This is a genomic window from Paenibacillus sp. FSL H3-0329, assembly GCF_037963285.1.
GTDB lineage: Bacteria > Bacillota > Bacilli > Paenibacillales > Paenibacillaceae > Paenibacillus_AQ > Paenibacillus_AQ odorifer.
The window spans coordinates 3363360-3382830 of record NZ_CP150150.1 but is presented as its reverse complement, the minus strand read 5'-3'; the positions used below and the strand labels follow the sequence as shown (position 1 = coordinate 3382830).

Here is a 19471-nt window from a genome sequence, read left to right as displayed (position 1 = left end):
ATATCCCTCGGATTCAGGTTATGTGTGTGATTCTTATTTCATTGCTTTTGCAAGCTCTGTGAAAATAACCCCAAGTGCATGAGCACCCGCATCCGGATAACCGATGCTGCGTTCCCCTACTGTGCCGGCTCTTCCCATACGGGCAACGATTTCTATAGTATTTTTAGAACCTTGGACAGCTGCTTCCGCTGCTTTACTTGCCGCCACTTTGATATCGTCGCCTTGTTCTGCACTTTGGGTCCAGGCATCTGCAAACGGTACAAGCGCATCAATCAATGTCTTGTCTCCGACAACAGCCCCTCTGCCAAAAGATCTTTCACCCGTTTCTTGAATCCCTTTGACAACAGCCTGCATCATATCAGCAAACTCCTGAATGGTCAGCTCTTCCTTCTGTTGAACATTTTTGCTCGCTGCGCGGAAGCCTGATCCCCAGATCGGTCCGGATGCTCCGCCGCAATATTCCATAATGACCATGGAGCAGGCGTCAAGAAACTCACCGATATTAGTGAGATGATGAGCTAAAATATCCTCCCACTCGACTTTCAGCTGTTTAAAGCCCTTAGCTACACTCATCCCGAAATCTCCGTCTCCAGCGTGGGAGTCAAGCTCACAGAACGGAACTTCATTCTCAATAATAACCTGGCTCATTTGATCGAGCAGATAGACGATATTTTGCAAAGTAAACCGATTGTTCTTAATCACCGCTGCAGCAGCATCCGTATTATTCTTAAAGGATACATTGCTGTCTGCTTTCTCTTCCTGGATTACTTCAGTATAGTTCACAGGCTCAAAGGGGCCTTTAATCGACAAGGCTGGTGTATCACAAGGCGCAGATAACCATTTCTTCAGCGTCTCATCCAGCTTCATTATCGTCACCGATGCACCTGCCATGTCAATGCTGGTCATGTAGTTACCAACAAACACTTTAAACACTTGTTTATTCTTAGCAGTTAATTCGCGGATGACAGAATTGTTCAGCAAATATAACTCTTGCAGCGGGGTGCCGCCAAATCCATTAATTAATACGGCTACTTCCTCCTGCTTCTGATCATTCATTTGGAGGTTGTCTAGCAAAGAGGTAACCATTCGCTGTGCTAATTCATCTGCGGGTACAATTTTCTCCCTGCGTATTCCAGGTTCTCCATGGATCCCAACCCCGTATTCCATCTCGTTCTCTTCAATATGAAATGTCGGAGTACCTTTGGCAGGTACGGTACAAGAGGTATAGGCGAAGCCTATGCTGCGCACATGATCAATTGCATGTTGCGCCGCTTCTTTCACTTCTGCTAAAGACAATCCAGCTTCTGCTGCTGCTCCGGCTACCTTATGAACAAGCACTGTTCCGGCTACGCCTCTTCTCCCTACTGTATAAAGACTGTCTTCAACGGCAATGTCGTCGTCTACTTTGACATAATCCACTTCGATACCATCTTCAGTTGCTAGATGGGCCGCATTTTTAAAGTTCATGATGTCACCGCTATAATTCTTGATAATAAGCAACGAACCTTTGGTGCTTGCTGTGCGGCGAATCGCTTGATAAACCTGGATTTGGGATGGAGAAGCAAACACATCACCGCATACAGCTGCATCCAGCATCCCGGTTCCTACGAACCCGGCATGAGCCGGTTCATGCCCGCTTCCGCCACCACTGATCAGGGTAACTTTATCTTGATTAATCTCTTTCTTAGAAATCACTTTAAATTTCGGATCGAAATCCAGCTCGGGATGCGCCAAGACAAGCCCGTTACACATTTCCCTAACCAGAGTCTCCGGCTTGTTTATTATTTTTTTCATCTTAAAGCTCCTTACTTGATTTATATTGACGGCCTAATTGATCGGCTGCCATAATTGCTGATGCAACCGCATCCTCCGTAATTGGAAACGGCATCGAATGGATAGATTCCTCAGCAATGCAAGCTTTTTTAGCAACCTCAAGCAGTTCCTCATAGGTTACATGCTCAACACCAATATCCGCTAAGCAAACTGGGAGACCAATCGAAAGACAGAAGTCCAACACTTCTTTTAATTCATTCCGGTCTGCGTTTTCAAGAACCAGTTGAGCAATCGTGCTGAAGGCTACCTTTTCACCATGATAATAATGATGAGTTCCTTCCAAAGCAGTTAACCCATTATGAATCGCATGAATCGCTGCCAAACCACCGCTTTCAAACCCAAGACCCGATAAAAGAATATTCGTCTCGATTATATTCTCCAAAGCTGGGGTTACGATATTCAGATCGCAAGCCTGCTTCGCCTTGAATCCATTCTCAAGCAATGTCTCATAACAGAGCTTTGCAAGTCCCAGCGCTGTTACTGTCCCTTTAGCTTCACCGCAAACCCCTTCACGAACTCCGCAAGGTAAACCTGCATTCACATTGGAATACGAATTTGCAGTAGCTCTTGCTTCAAAATAGGTTGAAAGTGCATCTCCCATGCCTGCCACAAGAAATCTTGTAGGTGCATTGGCAATAACTGTTGTATCAATCATGACTACACTCGGGCTTTGCTTGAAATAAGCATAATCATCAAATTCACCTTCCGGAGTATAGAGCACCGCTGAGTGGCTTGTCGGAGCATCAGTTGCTGCTATCGTTGGAACGATAATCAGTGCTTCTCCTTCAGCTACACATTTTGCCGTATCAATCGCCTTACCTCCACCCAAGCCAATCGTACATGCACATTGATGCTCCTTGGCTAGCGCTTGTAATCTGGCGACTTCTTGTCTTGAGCATTCCCCGTGGAAGCCGCTTTCAACAAGAGTTATATTAAATTTCTGTTTAGTTGACTCCAGTTTGTCTTTCACACGTGTTACATCATCTGGATGGGCAATTAACAAAGCAGAATCACCAAAGGTTTTTACGAAGTAACCTAAGTTCAATAATTCATTCTCACCTTGTACATATTTCGTCGGACTGATAAATGCTCTTCTCATTTTTCGTTCCTCCTCAGTTGTTTATAGTTATCATTATAGATTGCTCTAATTTAAGAAACATGAAACAATAAAAGCTTATTAAAGCGTTTTCTTATCGTATTTTTTTGTCATAATCGTGAAAAATCGAACTTTCATGTCATTGTGTTGAATTATTCTGTATAATGTTCATTAAGATTCTATAACTTACATAGGAGAATTTTGTGATGTCAAAATCCCGGTTCAATCTAGAAGAAATTATTGATTTGAAGAAATGGGAAAAGCTCCAGGATTCCTTATCTCTTGTAACCAAAATGGCTATTCTTACTGTTGATTACAAGGGTGTTCCCGTGACCAAGCACAGCTATTGTCAGCCTTTCTGTCAAGGTGTGCGCCAGGACTCCCATCTCTCTCAATATTGTCAAAAATGTGATGCCCGCGCTGGAATTGAAGCGGTTCGCCAGAACAAACCGTTTATTTATTTATGTCATTTCAATATTATAGATATCGCGATTCCAATCATTATAGATAATCAATACCTAGGTGCAATTATGGCCGGACAGCTCAAGCTTCGTGAACCTGACGCGCCACAACTGGAGCAGATTGTCTCTCGGCCACCGAATGTGGAGACGAACATGAAGTTTCAAACACTCAAAGAGGATTACCTGGCACTGCCTGTTTTATCCTACGATGAAGTAACAAAGTGTGTTGAGCTGCTGCTGCAGTTAAGTACCTATATCGTGGAGGAAGCCATTCAAAAGCATACTACCGTGGATTTGTACAAAAAGGTTCTGACCACCAATATAGAAGAACCCGCTTCTGCCGAAGCTATGGACGAATCAGACCGTACGTACCGAAAAATCCAATCCATACAGCAGGAGTTATCCGGGGCGTTGATCGAGACCAAATTAAAAAATGGTGTTCAAAAGTTCGTCTCAGCGAATTCTGTGCTTCAGCCTGCTTTTAATTACATTTATACACATAAAAATGAGAATTTCAGCCTCAAAGAAATGGCTAAGCTTTGTCATATCAGCCCCAGTTATTTCAGCCGTATTTTCACAAAAGAAACTGGAGAGAATTTCTCCGTCTTCATTGCCAGACTCAAGATTGAATGGGCTAAGCAACTGCTGGAATCCACGGATTCCCCGATCAATCAAGTCAGTGATGATTTGGGCTTTTGCGACACGGGCTATTTCATTAAAACCTTCAAAAAATACGAGAACCTCACCCCGGCTGTATATCGGAATATGTATATGAGGCGATCAGCAAAAGAAACCCTCCGTTAATAAAATTAGCGAAGGGTTAGTTCCTCATTCCCACCAATGCTTCATTTCACTAAATCCTACATCCCATAACTTCACATTCCCTTTAAGGATAAAGGTTATTTCTTTTACGGTAACTAATGCCGTATTGTTGAGTTCAGCTTGGGAACTATATTGTTCACTGGATTGAAGGATCACGTTGCCATCAGCTATAATCATTAGTTCACTGCTAGAATTTTCATTTTCCGGGAATCCAAAGCTGAAATATAACGATACCTCTTTTTTATCACCCAAAGTATAGGTGTATTTTTTAATTTCTTCACCTTCACTGCTGTATAAATTCATTTTTGGTATTATATTTTCACCAGCGATAGTGAAACTGGGAAGATTATGCGTGATAGGCATGCTTCCCGTAAGCTTTTCCAACTTTTGTAATCCCTGCACAGGTCTTTCACTTTTCTTCAGAGTTAAATCAATGATCTCAGAGATTCCCATGATTCCAACCAATAGCACAACAACAGATAATGTCGAAGTAAAAAGCGATCTCCTGGTGATTTCCGGGGAAAATCCAATCTTATATGCACAAAATCCGATCATTGCCCCTAACGTATTGGAGATGACATCGGCTACATCAAAGGAACCTAAAAAAGTTAAAGCTTGAAGAGTTTCCAGCCCAAAAATTGTTAAGATAAACAAACAAATAAACTTCTTAAAATGTGTACGATACAGCAAAGGGAATAATACGCCAAAAGGAATAAAAGCAGCGATGTTCCCAAAGTCATAAACCCAAGAAAAGGATAGGTCAAAGAGATCAGGAAAAAGAAGCGGAACACTTTCAGGAATCAACATAAACGTGTATTCATACTGGCTTGTTGCATGCTCAACTCTATTGAAAGCAAAAAACAAAAAATATAAGATCAACAGTGTATACAAAATAGTTCCTATAATAAGGATCTTCCGTAATTTCACTCCCATAATAACTTCACAATTCCCTCCATATGTCGATGGAAATAGTATATCTCTCCAAGGTGACATTCCCGTGACACTGAAGGTGACGATTTAGTCATTCAAGGCTTATTTCGATAAAAAAGCCATCACCCTTAGTTTGAACTGTGACCGTATTTGTGGAAAGTTGAAAAAAGAAGACCTTTAAGAAGCAATTAATAGGTGACTCCTGAATTCATCGGGAGTCATCTTTTTTAATGTCCATTGATATCGCTCGGAGTTATAGTAGGCGATATAGTCATCAACCTTTGTTCGTAATTCCAAGAGAGTCATACATGTCTTGTACTCCAAATCATCCTTCAGATGGCCAAAAAAGCTCTCCATGGCGGCGTTATCCCAGCAGTTCCCTTTCCGTGACATGGACTGTGTAAACCCAGCTTCGCGTACGAGAAGGCGGAATCTAGGGTGAGTATAGTGCATTCCTTGATCCGAATGCAAAAGGGCTTCTGGATGAATATTGCCATCCAGTCGTTCAAGTAGTTTCTCCAGTGTTCGTTCTACAATTGGCATAGCCAATGAAGAAGAGAGGTAGTGAGCTAAAATTTGTCTCGTAGCCCCGTCTTTCACCACGGATAAATAAGCACATTGTCCATTACCATAATGCATATAGGTAATATCCGTCAGCAGCACTTTCTCAGGCTCTCCTTGGTCAAACTGGCGCTTGAGTAGGTTGGGACATGTTTGGTGCTCTTGTGTGGCTTTTGCCATCTTGCGATAGGGATTTGCTTGCCGGATCGTAGCAACAAGCTTATATTTTCGCATTAATCTTCGAATCTTTTTATGATTCATGATGATACCATTCTCCCGTTCCAGCCACATCTTCACGACCAATGCTCCAGCTTTACCATTCAAAGCGTCATAGTGTTTCTTGATAAGGAAAGCGTCTCGTTCGTCTGCCTTCTCTCGCAACTGTCTTGCTTCCTCAGCGACTTGCCAACGGTAATATCCGCTTAAGCTCACACAAGCTAGCTTACACAAATAACGCGTCATTCGCTGCAGACCGTGCTTACGTATCGTTTGGTTAATAATTTCGTAGCGCTCGGAGGGGGTCAACGTTTCCTCTGCATCTTCTGCTTTTCGAGCGCCTCCAGCTTTTTTAAGAAGTCGTTCTCCATCTCCAGAAGCTTGATTCGTGCTTCTGCACGTTTTAACTTTTCCTCGGTAGAAAGTTCCCCTGTCGGTCGTCTGCCCGGGGATCCTTTTCCTCGTTGTTCCTCTAGTAGTCCAGCCTCTCCCAGAGCATTATATGTATTACGCCAACGGGTTAGGCAATGCTTAGGCTTCTTGCGACCGATAATATCTAGGTTAAATCCTGCGCTAAGGAAGATCTCCATTGGGGCTTGGCCTTCCTTATAGGCCTTAACCGCAGCCAACTTAAACGTTGGTGAATAGGTAATACTCTTTTCCGTCACGTTCTCTACATTTGGATTGTTCTCTAGTTGTTTGATCTCATTTTCGTTGAATATCCTTGAGCTTCCTCTTGTTTTGTTATTCATGAAGGCTTCCTCCGTTATTTCGATATTTCGATTAAAACACAAAATGACCCGTAAGAGGGTCACTTTTTTCAAAGTTTCCATCTTACGGGTCACAGTTCAGTTTAAGGCCGATGACTTTTTGATACATGATATTTTATCTATTCGTGACTAGTTTCCAGTGCTGGCTAGCAGAACCTGTATTATTTGCTTGAATAATATTTGCACCCTCTGTCGTTGAACCCTGATCTACTGCCAGAACTTTTCCACTGTTACGATTAATAATATTGTAAAACTCACCTGAGGGTTCCAAAGTCCACTGCTGGTCATTCGATCCGTTATCATTCCATTGAACACTTTGAGCACCGTTAGCTAATGAACCTCCTAAAATGCCCAGGTTTTTACGACTATTAGTATTGACCAGTTTCGTATAACCATCAGCTGTGCTGACTACAAACCAATTTTGGTCATATGATGAAATTCCGCTGGTCCACTGAACCGCCTTCCCTCCATCTGCCATCGAACCTTGATAGATTCCCAACACTTTACCACTGTTCTCATTAACCAATCGATAACTGTCCACCATAATATGTCCTTCATCTGGAACCAACTCCCACAGCTGATCAGTGCTGCCTGCATCAGCCTGCTGCATAACTTGGGCACCCTCTTCAGTAGAACCCTGCGCTATACCTAACGTCTGACCACTGTTACGATTAACAATCTTGTAGTAGTTACCAGAGGCTTGTAAAGTCCACTGCTGGTCATTGGAATTGTTTTCAGTCCATAATACGGCTTTAGCTCCATCAGTTGTTGATCCTTCTAATATTCCGGCGACCTTACCACTCTTTGCATTCACAATGGATTTGTAACCGTTAGGAGCATAACCACTTTCCGCAGTGGAAATGAGCCAATATTGATCCAAGGAATTAGTCCCACTGCTCCATTGCACGAGCGGATTGCCATTCGCAGTTCCGCCTTCCAATACACCTAAAGCCTTCCCACTCTTCACATTAATTAATTTGTAGTAACCTACGGACATATCACCGTATTTCACCGTGTTTTTCCCACTAAAAAATCCGGCTTGTGGGATAAATAAGCGGCCATTGCTAAGCGGCAGTAGTTGGCGGTTATACCCTGCGTCTACGGGTGGATTATATGGAACCCAGCTGCCGGATGCATCCACTCTAGAAGAGTTGATCAGCACTTCTTTTTTTCCTGCAACGTTTAATACGAGTCTCCCATCTCCCAAAGCAGAAATATAGGGACTTCCTCCGTACCCTACAAGAGTTCCTACTTCAGTTGGATTCCAGCTCTCAGGATCTGCTGAAATTTTCAAATAATTGGGCACGCCCGGGTATCCGACCATCTCATAGGTCATTGCGTAATTACCATTGCCCAGCTTAGCGATTGTAGGCATTCCTGGACGTAATTTACTGTCTGCAAATGCCACATCAGCTACCACAGGTCCCCAGTTCGTGCCCTCCAACGTAGTCTGATGAACTAACTTCTGGGCATGAGCAGGATCACGTTCATCTGAATAATAAACAATGAGTTTGTTGTTGTGAACCAAAAAGAAAGGCTCCCAAATGGGATCGTAACCAATATCGTTTCGTCCACCTTCAGCAATGGTGCTTACATATGTCCATGTTCTACCTAAATCATTGCTTTTATATAATTCCAACTTGGTAGCTGCTTTGTTGCTTGGCACAGAATTTCCTGCAAGAAGCATAGTACCCGCAGGCATGTTACCTATAGATTGGGGGAGTTCAAACAATTCAGGGCAATTTAACATTCCCCAACCGTTTTGATTATCCTCCACTTCTCCAACCTGATTCCAAGTGACACCATTGTCAACGCTTTCATAAATAGGGAAAACAGGTGTGGTATTAGAGGTTTGTTCAAATGTAGCATACATTTTATTATTGTTGATGCCACTATATTTAAGCTGGATTGCCCTAGGTGATAAAGCCCCATAGGATGGTGAATCTGCTGGTGGTACATATAAGACATTAGGTCCGAAAGCGTTTACAATATTTCCATCAAAGCTAATCCCTGTGCCAACCACTGTCACTAAAACCAACAAAAAAGTCAAAACCTTTCTCAGTTCTCTTCTCAAAAGTAATTTCTCCTTTACTCTGGGATTTTTTAAACGAATACAGCTTCAATATAATTAATAAACGGATGAATGAGAATGTAATATCTCGACCGGATCATGCAATATGATTACTCAAGTAGATTATCATCCCCTCAATAAAGTTTTGGAGTTAGATCTGGTTTATAAAATAAGGGTGCCCCTTAGCCTTTTCATGGCTTTTAGGGCACCCCTTGGATGTGCAATACAAATGTTAAATATCAAATTTATGTTTAGCGAGTCCTTCTACGATTTGGGGATCATTATGCGAGAAGAAAACACTCTGTTTCGTATCTAATTTAGCTATTGTCTCTAAATCTTCTTGGTTTAATTCGAAGTCAAAAATATTAAAATTTTCGATGATCCGTTCTTTATGCGTAGACTTTGGAATAGCAATCACGCCTCTTTGAGTTAACCAACGTAAAACTACCTGAGCAACGGATTTCTGATATTTTTCAGCGATAGAAACTAATACTTCATTATTGAAAAGGTTGTTTCGTCCTTCCGCAAAAGGTCCCCATGACTCGATCTGCACATTCTTCTCTTTCATATAATTCGCACTTTCGATTTGCTGCTGAAAAGGATGTGTTTCAATCTGGTTGATTGCAGGTGTAATTTCATTGTGGCTAATCAAATCAATTAGACGATCCATTTGAAAATTGCTGACTCCAATCGCCTTGATCTTACCCTTACGGTACAATTCCTCCATAGCACGCCAGGAACCATATACATCACCAAATGGCTGATGAATTAAATATAAATCTAAATAATCCACTTGTAATCGATCGAGCGATTTGGCAAAGGCTTTCTTAGTACGCTCATAACCGGCATCCTGAATCCAAAGTTTAGTAGTAATAAATATTTCTTCTCTTGGTACACCACTGCGTTTGATGGCTCTACCGACGGCTTCTTCATTTTGGTAAGCTGCTGCAGTATCAATCAGGCGATAGCCTGCCATAATAGCTTCATAAACGCTCTGCTCGCATTCGCTAGCATCATTCATTTGATAGACACCAAAACCAAGGATAGGCATCACTACACCATTGTTCAGAGTTACTGTTTGCATATGAAATCCTCCTATTTACATGTTCTGTGATTAAGATTACAATAATTAGCCTAACAGGTTCGAGTAACACGAAGTCAAGCGATGCTGAGTTCTTTTCGCATCCATTTTCAAGGAGAATTACAATGTATACTGTGAAGGAAGTTGCCAAACTACTGGGTTTGACTGAACATACCATCCGTTATTATACGGATAAGGGTTTAGTTCCAACGATACAACGGGACAAAAATAACATTCGTCTTTTTGATGATGACTCCATTAATTGGCTAACAGGTGTAAAATATCTCAAACAATGTGGGATGTCAGTAGAAGACATTAAAAGCTATGTAGACTTGTGTTTACTAGGCGATTCTACCATCCACGATCGTTATCAAATCATAATGGAGTATAAAGCCGCTGCTGCAGCTCAGTTGGAAGAGGCCAAACTTAAAGTCAAATATATGGAAGACAAAGCCAATCATTATCTAGATATTATCAATCAGGTAATCCCGGATGACACGAATCCAGCTAAATGGACAAAATCATGAACAAGAGGCAGATGAACAACTTTTGATTATCAAAGGTTGTTCATCTGCCTCTTAACTTGTTAGGAATCTACTTTTCTTCTTGATGTGATATCTATTCATTGTGATAAAGGACGAATTCGTATTTATTCCCCGTTAGTTGATCATTATAAAATACAATTTTACGGTTCAGTATATCTAAGTTTTGTTGCAATGCCTTAATTTCTTGTTCCACTTGTTGCTTACGCTGTTCAAGTAAATTTTTCCGTTCAGGAATTGTCTCGTCCCCCATAGCCCGCCACTCGGTATATTGCTTCAATTCTGCCATCGTCATTCCTGAATCTTTTAAATGAAGTAAAAATTGAACCCAACCTATATCCTGATCTGTATATTCGCGTAAATTATTGTCACTTCGATGTGGAGTAAGTAATCCTTCCATTTCGTAATATCTGAGCGTGCTCTTGTTAACACCGACGATTTCTGCAAATTCTCCAATGGAATAAGGCATGATCCCCACCTCCATTTCTAATTTTGTTTCTATCCAAAGGATATACTTAAACTAATAAAAAACCAAATGTCGGAGTATGAATCCATTTTTATGGCTTGCCTTAAAGTGTACTTTAAGGTCTATACTTCATTTTGAAGCAGTTAATTTCGTTTTATGTAGGGTGGCCTAAAGCTTGGTCGGCATTTAATATTGCCAAAGAAATTTATAAAAATTAAACGAAAGAGGTTTTTTATTATGGCTAATGAGCAACTAAGCAACAGTACTATCTTTCCACTCGGACAAAAGGTTGAAGCTAATTTTATAGGTGATGCATACTTGCAGATGATTTATACTGACGCGACACCTTTGAATGCGCCTATTGGGAACGTAACCTTTGCCCCGGGAGCTCGCAATAACTGGCACTCTCATAAAATCGGACAAGTATTATTAGTTACCGGTGGTGAGGGTTGGTATCAAGAAGAAGGCAAACCAGCTCAATTCCTCCAAACCGGGGATGTTGTGAATATTCCAGCGAACGTAAAACATTGGCATGGTGCTACAAAAGACAGCTGGTTTGTTCACTTAGCCATTTCACCCGGAGAAACAGAATGGTTAGAACCTGTTGATGGTAAGCTTTATAATCAATTGTAAAAAAACGCATCGGGTCTATGGACTCGATGCGTTACTTTTCTATATCGTCTTTTTGAGAAAACTAAACTCTATTGCTCAAGAAATTGGTAAACTGCCATCATCTCTTGTTTATTCAACTCACGAATACGATTGAAAATTGGAATATCAGCTACAGCCTCAATGTTTAAGCTTTTAGAAACAACGTCACTTATTTTACCCGTTAGCCAAGTTTGCACATCTATACCTTCAACGACTTCCTTACGCCCTTCATCATTGATGCCACTCGCATAACAACTTACACAAGGAATCGTTAATTTATATACGCCATCATGAAGTCCATCTTCCGAAATAACTTTTTTCCCTTTACAGAATGGACATGGATGGCTTGCTTTAATCTTATTAATTAAGGTGACGATTTTTTTGTAACCAAACGCTTCATAGACATAAGTCAGCTTTTTATATTTTCCATTAGTGAAATACTTATCTATGATATTTTCTCTTGTTTCGTGGATATTGGCAAAATCACAGATCGTAATCTGGTTTTTCCTGCTGATGGATTCGATACTGCTGCTAATGCTGTCCCAGAATGGCAAGGCATTTTGTAACACCATTTCATATTGCGCAAAACTTCCTAACTCTAGTTCAAGCATTTTTAGAGCGACTTGTGTTTCCCTGGGTAATAGAGAGACCTCTTCTGTCAAAACCATATCTCCGCCCACGATGGCTTTCATTTTTTCTAGTACCTGTAATTCACCAACGGTGCTAATGACTTGATCAAGGGGCATCCCAATAATCTCGCGAATATCAGTGTCGCCGAATTTAAGCTTTTTATGATGATTTAACACCGTTCCTTGACAGATTGGACAAGTAATCATTTTTTTGGACGCTTTAATATGCTCTTTAATAATTGATTTCGAAATGACCATATAGTTCCCGATAATGGTATTAAAGCCTTCCCAAGTTCTCGAGGCTTTAGCTGCTTTATCATAGAAGGACTTTTCCCAATACCCGTATAAAAAGGTGTGTTTTTCAGCTTCTGTCATCTCATTATAACTTTTGCTAATATCTTGTCCGAGCTCATTCTTTAACTCATCAAAGATGAATTTTATTTTTGGTAATTGATAGAATTTCAGAATCTCCATCGCATCTGGATGTAATGAGCCGTCCCAAAAGGGGACGTTCTTGTCCTGAAGTACAATATCAAAATCAAATTCTTCAATCACACGGCGGCCCTTACAGCTTGGACAATGATTGTCTGATTGATAGAGATCAAAGCTTTTTGTATCCTTATTAGTGGGATGCGTTGCCACAATATGGTTGATCAGTCCACCCATTTCATAAAGGAAAGTAAACTGACTATACAAGTGTCGTTCCAGATCAATGGCGATGACAGGTGCAATCGTATCCGATTGATATTCACCATAAATCAGGCGGGCCATGGAGGATAAGCTTTTTAAGATGCCACCTTTATAGATGTTCTCTGCATTTTTAAAATAGGCGATCTGATCTTCTTTTAAATAGTCAATTCCATTTTGTTGCTGGAGTGTTGAAGAAATGTGCGCAGGCGCCACGCTATCTGCACTGTTTTGTTGACGATAATAATCATCATGACTGAGAACATCAAGATGCTCCACAGGTGCAAGCTGTCTTTTGCCAAAATCAACGATAAAATCAGAGTTATCTAACATATAAGAATTATGTTCAATCATGATTATGGAGACAGATTCATCCTGCAAAATGTCCCTAATGCTGTCAATGAATTGATTTAAAATATTTTGTGATAAACCTTTGGAAGGCTCGTCAAAAATAAAAAGTGTATGTGGATTTCTTGAGCCCGCAAACAGCTCAGAAACTAAATGGACACATTGAAATTCACCCGTGGATAAGGACTGTGTTTTTCGCTCCAACGTCAAATAACCAAGGCCAAGCTTGATCAATAAGCTTAGTCTTTTATGAGCAATGTCCTCATTTGGCAGTTCAACAATAATATCTTCAATCGAGCGTTCAAAAATATCATCAATATCCTCACTGTATTTTGTCAGTTTCCTTTTAATATCAAGAAAAGTGGCAACGGTCGAGCGACTGGTAATCGACTGATTTCGATCTTGCCCTACGATCACCAGCTTATCTTTGGAATAACGCTTTAGAAAATCTTTGACCATACATTCATTAACCAGCGTAGATTTACCACATCCGGACTCACCTGTAAAAGTTACCAGCCTATTTTGGGGAATCTGAATCTCGGCCATTTGAATATTACGACAATAAAGCTCATGAAATTGATAATATTCTGCAGGTGCTGCCTGATTTAGTTCTCTATTGATGGGCTCAGGACGTGGTGATTCCTCAACTATTTTCCCGCCGTATTTGCCACTGCCAGGTCCAAAGAACAAGTGTTTATCCGCTGTGTCCAGCACCGTGTCAGAATGGTCAATGAGCCAAATTTGATTTTTATATCCCAAATGTTTAATCTCCGCTAAAATCTTCAATAGGGTTTGGTGATCGAGACCCACGGAGATTTCATCAATGATAATCACGGTGTTTTCACTTGTTGCCATAAATTCTGCCAAGTAAAGTCGTGTTAATTCTCCGCCTGACAATGTACCCATAATACGATTTAATGTTAAATAACCAATATTCATATTGATTATATTTTTCAGGATTTGTTGTTTACCCTCACTTATCTTAAGCTTTTCTGCTAGTTTAAAAATGGTTTCGATGCTAAAGTCGTTTAGATCGGAAATACTCTGTGCTTGATCCAATAATTCAATTTTATATTGTTCAGCTGCTTGATTGTAGCGTTTTCCTTGACACTTTTTACACTCGATATTTTTTGTAGTTCCACGCCCCTTACAATCAGGACACCAACCTAATTCATTATTAAATGAAAAAACCTCTGGAGAGAGATTATATTTTTCAGCAAGAGTGACACGAATTTCAGTAAACACACCTGTATGTGTGCCAATGGTTGACCGAGGATTTGAAGATATGGATGACCTACCAAGAAAAAGAACAAGGGGCATTGCTTCCATTTTGATCGCACTGAAATTAGTCTCCATAATATTGGGGAATAAATACTGGTATTCAGCTTTTGGCAATAAGGAAACGAGACGTTTTTTTGATTCTTCCCCAATCGTTTGACAAAAAGTTGTTTTACCAGATCCAGACAAACCAGCAATTCCTAACGACTCATCCACTGGCAGTACCGTTTCTAATCTGTTAATATTGTTCGCAATTAATTGATTTATTTTCATAGTAAGCTCATCTCATCTCCATTCTCTTCATCTAGTATTGCCATGATTTATTCCATTAAAAAGGGCACTTTCCTTGTTCCAGAAAAGCGCCCTATTCTTGAATTACAATTCTGCTAATACCTTTTCGAGCTGACCACCCATATTTGTCCAAGCATATTTAGCACCTTCGATGGCTCCTTGGCGGGCTTTCGTCTCTTCACTAAATCCTGATTGATCTAGATGGAGATTAACCTTCCCCTCTGAATCTTGACTCACAGTCCAAGTAACAGTAGTACTTTCTCCCGCACTATTCCAAGTATAAGATAACGTATGAGGCTCATCCACGACGAGTACTTCGCTATCTACAATTCCATCCCACCATTCATTTGGCTCAGCACGGAATTGAAATTTATGACCAACGACGGGTTTAAAATCATTACTCCAGATCCATTTCGCAAGCGTATCCGAATCCGTTAAAGCATTCCATACCTTCTCGATCGAACTTGTAAATTGAAAATCTAATGATACATCTGGTTTCATAGTTATTCCTCCAATATAAGTTTTAATTTATCAATTCTTTGCTTCCAGAATCCTTCATAAAAAGATACCCAATCTTGAATTTCTTTCAAAGGATTGGCATTCAACCGATACCTCGTCTCTCTGCCAACCTTTCGAACAATTACGAGACCAGCATCTTTAAGTATATTTAAATGCTTCGAAACGGCTGTACGACCCATTTCAAAATGAATCGTTATCTCATACAGAGGTAATTCATCAACATCAGCCAGAATTTGAAGAAGTTTTCGTCTTGTTGGATCCGCAACAGCGTCATAAACATCCCTCACTTGACTATTGTCGCTCACAACCACCCCCACCTTTTCCGTAATATTTCCTGTAATGTCACCGAGTATCCATCAATATTACCTAATAGGACACTATTTGGTGTCTGATTGATTATAAGACACCAAATGGTCACATGTCAACAATCCAGTGAAAAAAAGCATTACCAAAAAGCAAGTCCAGCTTAGGACTGCTCCTGATAATGCCTCCAGATGAATCATTTCGTTTTACGATTTAATAATTAATCTAATTGTTCTCCATTAGTAGCGATAACATTTTTATACCAATAAAATGATTTTTTCTTCGAACGTTTAAACGACCCGTTTCCTTTATCATCCAGATCGACGTGAATAAAGCCATAACGCTTTTTCATTTCACCCGTTCCAGCAGAAACAATGTCTATGCAGCCCCAAGGTGTGTAACCTATCAGATCCACATGATCAATTTCGATAGCGTTTTTTATTTCTTTGATATGATTTTTTAAGTAGTCGATACGTTCATCATCATTGATACTACCATCTTCTTCAACCTTATCTATGTTGCCCATTCCATTTTCAACAATAAACAGAGGTTTTTGATAGCGATCATATAGCTCATTTAATACAAAACGCAGACCTTTTGCATCGATTGGCCAACCCCACGGTGTTGCTTTAAGATACGGGTTAGGCGAACCTTGTTGCCCACCAGTTGTTGTTGTGTTAGGTGAAAAACGATCAAATACAGTTGTACGGTAATAAGAAAACGCTAGAAAATCGGAAGTATACTGTCTTAGGATCTCTTCATCACCAAACTCTGTTTTTAACTCGAAATTATATTCATCAAAAATGGCTTGTGCATAATTTGGATAATAGCCTCGTAAAATTACATCTGAGAAAATTAACGCTTTTCTTCTGAATTCATAGGCCCCAAAAACATCATCTGGATGACATGTTGCTGGATAGATCCCTGATAATGCCAACATAGCTCCCATTTTAAAGTCAGGATTAATCGTTCGTGCCAGTTTATTAGCTAAAGCCGAAGCAACCATAAGATGATGGATAGATTGTAATTTGTCACCTGCATCAGCGAGGGGAGTTTCGCCTTGATTAGAATGGGTTCCTTCCTTGATATTATTTGAAGCTAACCCCAAAGTCCAATAGCCGCCAAGCACATTTACTTCATTAATAGTGACCCAATATTTCACTTTGTTTTTCCAACGCACAAATATAGTTTCGGCGAATCTTAAATAGAAATCAATTAGCTTACGGTTGGTCCAGCCCCCATACTTATCAGCCAGATTAAGAGGCATATCAAAATGCAATAATGTTACCAGAGGTTCAATGCCGTATTTCAGCAATTCATCTATAACATTGTCATAAAACTCCAGTCCCTTTTCATTAGCTATTTCATCATCACCATTTGGAAAAATTCGCGTCCAAGAAATGGATAATCGATAAACTTTAAATCCCATCTCCGCAAATAAAGCAATATCTTCTTTGTAATGATGGTAGAAATCCGTCGCATTATGACTTGGATAATAATATCCTTCTTTTAAAATGCCTTTAGCTCCGATTGGTATGCAGGCACCTTGTCCAATTACTCCTTCGCGGCCATCGGGAAATTGATAAAATATTTTGCGCGGAGAATCTTTTGTGCCATCAGTCATCAGATCAGAAACGGCTAATCCTCGACCTCCTTCATTGTAACCACCTTCATATTGATTAGCTGCAGTTGCACCACCCCATAAAAATCCCTGTGGAAATCCCATGCTGTTACCTCCTTCTTTTTACTCAATCTAATTTTTTGCTACTACGCTAAAACGCTTTCAGTTTCATTACTACGGCTATCCTGTTCTTCTTTATATTTCTGGTTATCTAAAACTTTGAAGAACGGGAAGTAGATAAGAATCGCTACCACGAAATTAACCAGCTGCAAGACAATTCCCGAGATACTTTGCGTTACTAAATATCCTGAAATAAATATCGGCGTTGTTGGAGGTGGCAATGCTCCGATTGGTTTGGCCACGATTCCTAAAGACATGGATAGATATGCGAGCAGAACAGTAACGATTGGAGTGATGAGAAACGGAACTAACATAATCGGATTCAATACAATCGGTAGTCCGAATAGAACGGGTTCATTAATGTTGAATAAGCTTGGTCCAATACCTATTCGTCCTATTTGCTTCATCTGCTTACTTTTGGAGAACAGGAACATTAAAACAACTAGACTTAGCGTGGTACCTGCGCCACCTATCCAGATAAAGAATTTGAATTCTGCAGTAGCGATATTCTCAAGAGGCATGCCTGCAGAGAGTGCAGAGGCATTGGCTGCTGACAGCTGAAGCCAGACGGGCAACATAATGGTGCTGCCGATAATAGAAGAACCGTGCAGACCTACAGCCCACAATAAATTGGCAAGTAAGAAAACAATAATAGTTCCTACTAAGCTTGTCCCAACAGCAGTTAAAGGTTCTTGAAGAAGTTGTGCCACAATTTTGTGAACGCTCTCAAAAGAGGTGAAGTTCTCAACGAGCAAACGAATCGCGACAACGCTCATGACTGCTACAAACCCCGGAATTAGGGCTGTAAAAGATCTCGCAACTGTTGGCGGAACTCCGTCCGGCATTTTGATAACAATATCCTTTTGGACAATCTTGCGGAATATTTCTGTTGTCAAAACGGCAATGATCAATCCTACGAACAATCCTTGGCTAGTGAAATAAACAACATTCACCGCTGTGGTAGTCACATTATCTACCGTAAAGGTTGAATTAGGTGTGATAATAAAGAACGAACATAAGGCTACTATCCCAGACGATAGCGGATCGACTTTATAACTCTCTGCTAATCGGTATGCCACGCCAATAGTAGCAATTAAAGCAATTAGGTTAAATGTGCCACCGTAGGGATACAACAAGGCAGTTTTGATACCTGGATGAGCAGTTAAATAATCTAAATAGGCTGGAATGGGCAGATAAGCTAGTATTAAGAATACTGAACCAATAATTATAAATGGGATAGTCAAGACCATCGCATCACGGAGTGCAGATAAGTGCCTTTGTGCAGCTATTTTCCCCGCAACAGGCATTACCTTTTCTTCTAAGAAGTCCGTTATTTTCATATGTGCTACACTTTCCTTTCTTGAAAGGGGTATTTTGCAGCGTTAATTTATTTATTTCGCACGCTTATATAGTTCAATCATTTCTGTAACAAGCAGAGAAATGGTTTCTACACTCATTAGTTGATCTTCAGCATGAACAAGAATCAGTGAGAATTGAAGTTGTTCTCCATTTGCTTCTCTTTTGATTAATGATTTATGCATTTTATGGCCTTCTCTAAAAAATTGCTTTGATTCTTCTAACTTTTCTTCCGCTCCTTTAAAATCCCCCTCTTTTGCTGCATAAAGCGCCTCCATTACTGAGCTTTTAGCTGCGCCAACGTTGCTTATGATGTTAAATGCTACAGTATAGTATTCCTCTTTCACTTCATCTACCATTACTTACCGCTCCCTTCGTCTCTCTCTATTTACTTAATTGCTTATTTACTCTCAATTATCTTTAATGCTTGTTCTAGTACTTTTTCGCCGTTCATCATACCGTAATGCAGCATATCAATCGCTTCAATCGGAATATTTTTACCGACCAGTTTAGCTTCTAATTGTTTTTTCATAAATTTCACTTGAGGACCTAATAGGATGACGTCTACGTTTTTTTCTTGTAACGTAAGTTCAATTTCAGTAACTGGTTTCGCGAAAATATTAGCTTGTATTCCTTTTTCCTCAGCGGTCTTTTGCATTTTAGTTACTAATAAACTTGTACTCATCCCTGCATTACACGCTAACATAATTGTATTCATTATTGTTCTCCCCCTTAAATACTGTTGTATTTACTAACAACCTCAGTTTATCGCTAAACAGCTTTCTTTTTAAGCGAACCTTTTTCCAAAAACAATAGGAA

The 19471-nt window shown here is 40.1% G+C and carries 17 protein-coding genes; 3 read left to right on the top strand and 14 right to left on the bottom strand.

The genetic code is table 11. The annotated features are described in order from the left end of the window. Positions 1-33 precede the first annotated feature (33 nt). Positions 34-1794 (bottom strand): dihydroxyacetone kinase subunit DhaK, encoded by a 1761-nt coding sequence (gene dhaK / locus NSQ66_RS14915; RefSeq protein WP_076214836.1) that lies wholly within the window; start codon positions 1792-1794, stop codon positions 34-36. 1 nt (position 1795) lies between these two features. Further along, positions 1796-2932, bottom strand: coding sequence for a glycerol dehydrogenase (locus NSQ66_RS14910; RefSeq protein WP_036677373.1), 1137 nt, complete (start codon positions 2930-2932; stop codon positions 1796-1798). Between the two features lie 203 nt (positions 2933-3135). On the opposite strand from NSQ66_RS14910, the gene NSQ66_RS14905 reads away from it, so the two are divergent. Beyond that, the gene (locus NSQ66_RS14905) at positions 3136-4194 is read left to right on the top strand and encodes a PocR ligand-binding domain-containing protein (RefSeq protein WP_036677374.1); all 1059 of its coding nucleotides are present in this window, start codon (positions 3136-3138) and stop codon (positions 4192-4194) included. A gap of 24 nt (positions 4195-4218) precedes the next feature. Here NSQ66_RS14905 and NSQ66_RS14900 read toward each other — a convergent pair whose 3' ends face one another. The 4 genes from NSQ66_RS14900 to NSQ66_RS14885 form a co-directional block, all read right to left on the bottom strand. Next, entirely contained in the window at positions 4219-5103 is an 885-nt protein-coding gene (locus tag NSQ66_RS14900) for a VanZ family protein (protein ID WP_339279718.1), read from the bottom strand. 216 nt (positions 5104-5319) lie between these two features. Beyond that, positions 5320-6671 (bottom strand): IS3 family transposase gene (locus tag NSQ66_RS14895; protein WP_141118633.1). Its coding sequence is split into 2 segments (ribosomal slippage): positions 5320-6284 and positions 6284-6671, totalling 1353 coding nucleotides; the frame shifts between segments, so codons are not numbered across the junction. A 133-nt stretch (positions 6672-6804) separates the two neighbouring features. Continuing rightward, the gene (locus tag NSQ66_RS14890; RefSeq protein WP_051490992.1) at positions 6805-8763 is read right to left on the bottom strand and encodes an RICIN domain-containing protein; all 1959 of its coding nucleotides are present in this window, start codon (positions 8761-8763) and stop codon (positions 6805-6807) included. Between the two features lie 229 nt (positions 8764-8992). Further along, positions 8993-9844, bottom strand: coding sequence for an aldo/keto reductase (locus NSQ66_RS14885; RefSeq protein ID WP_036677846.1), 852 nt, complete (start codon positions 9842-9844; stop codon positions 8993-8995). Between the two features lie 122 nt (positions 9845-9966). Here NSQ66_RS14885 and NSQ66_RS14880 point away from each other — a divergent pair, with 122 nt between their 5' ends. Next, the gene (locus tag NSQ66_RS14880) at positions 9967-10368 is read left to right on the top strand and encodes a MerR family transcriptional regulator (protein ID WP_036677847.1); all 402 of its coding nucleotides are present in this window, start codon (positions 9967-9969) and stop codon (positions 10366-10368) included. A gap of 91 nt (positions 10369-10459) precedes the next feature. Here the strand turns inward: NSQ66_RS14880 and NSQ66_RS14875 are convergent, their stop codons facing one another. After that, positions 10460-10852, bottom strand: coding sequence for a MerR family transcriptional regulator (locus NSQ66_RS14875; protein ID WP_036677848.1), 393 nt, complete (start codon positions 10850-10852; stop codon positions 10460-10462). Positions 10853-11086: 234 nt separating this feature from the next. Between NSQ66_RS14875 and NSQ66_RS14870 the strand changes: the two genes are divergently transcribed. Then, positions 11087-11482, top strand: coding sequence for a cupin domain-containing protein (locus tag NSQ66_RS14870; protein WP_036677849.1), 396 nt, complete (start codon positions 11087-11089; stop codon positions 11480-11482). Positions 11483-11550: 68 nt separating this feature from the next. Here the strand turns inward: NSQ66_RS14870 and NSQ66_RS14865 are convergent, their stop codons facing one another. The 7 genes from NSQ66_RS14865 to NSQ66_RS14835 form a co-directional block, all read right to left on the bottom strand. Then, positions 11551-14715 (bottom strand): ATP-binding cassette domain-containing protein, encoded by a 3165-nt coding sequence (locus NSQ66_RS14865; RefSeq protein ID WP_036677850.1) that lies wholly within the window; start codon positions 14713-14715, stop codon positions 11551-11553. Between the two features lie 102 nt (positions 14716-14817). After that, on the bottom strand, positions 14818-15234 hold the full coding sequence (locus NSQ66_RS14860; protein WP_036677852.1) for an SRPBCC domain-containing protein: 417 nt from the start codon (positions 15232-15234) through the stop codon (positions 14818-14820). Positions 15235-15236: 2 nt separating this feature from the next. Continuing rightward, entirely contained in the window at positions 15237-15557 is a 321-nt protein-coding gene (locus NSQ66_RS14855; protein ID WP_036677853.1) for a metalloregulator ArsR/SmtB family transcription factor, read from the bottom strand. Positions 15558-15775: 218 nt separating this feature from the next. After that, a complete protein-coding gene (locus tag NSQ66_RS14850; RefSeq protein WP_076105687.1) occupies positions 15776-17281 on the bottom strand; it encodes a family 1 glycosylhydrolase in 1506 nt (501 codons plus the stop codon). A 41-nt stretch (positions 17282-17322) separates the two neighbouring features. Then, a complete protein-coding gene (celB, locus tag NSQ66_RS14845) occupies positions 17323-18636 on the bottom strand; it encodes a PTS cellobiose transporter subunit IIC (protein ID WP_076105686.1) in 1314 nt (437 codons plus the stop codon). A 51-nt stretch (positions 18637-18687) separates the two neighbouring features. Then, complete coding sequence (locus NSQ66_RS14840) at positions 18688-19011, bottom strand: PTS lactose/cellobiose transporter subunit IIA (protein ID WP_076105685.1); 324 nt, start codon at positions 19009-19011, stop codon at positions 18688-18690. A 41-nt stretch (positions 19012-19052) separates the two neighbouring features. Next, a complete protein-coding gene (locus NSQ66_RS14835) occupies positions 19053-19370 on the bottom strand; it encodes a PTS sugar transporter subunit IIB (RefSeq protein WP_076105684.1) in 318 nt (105 codons plus the stop codon). Between the last annotated feature and the right edge of the window lie 101 nt (positions 19371-19471).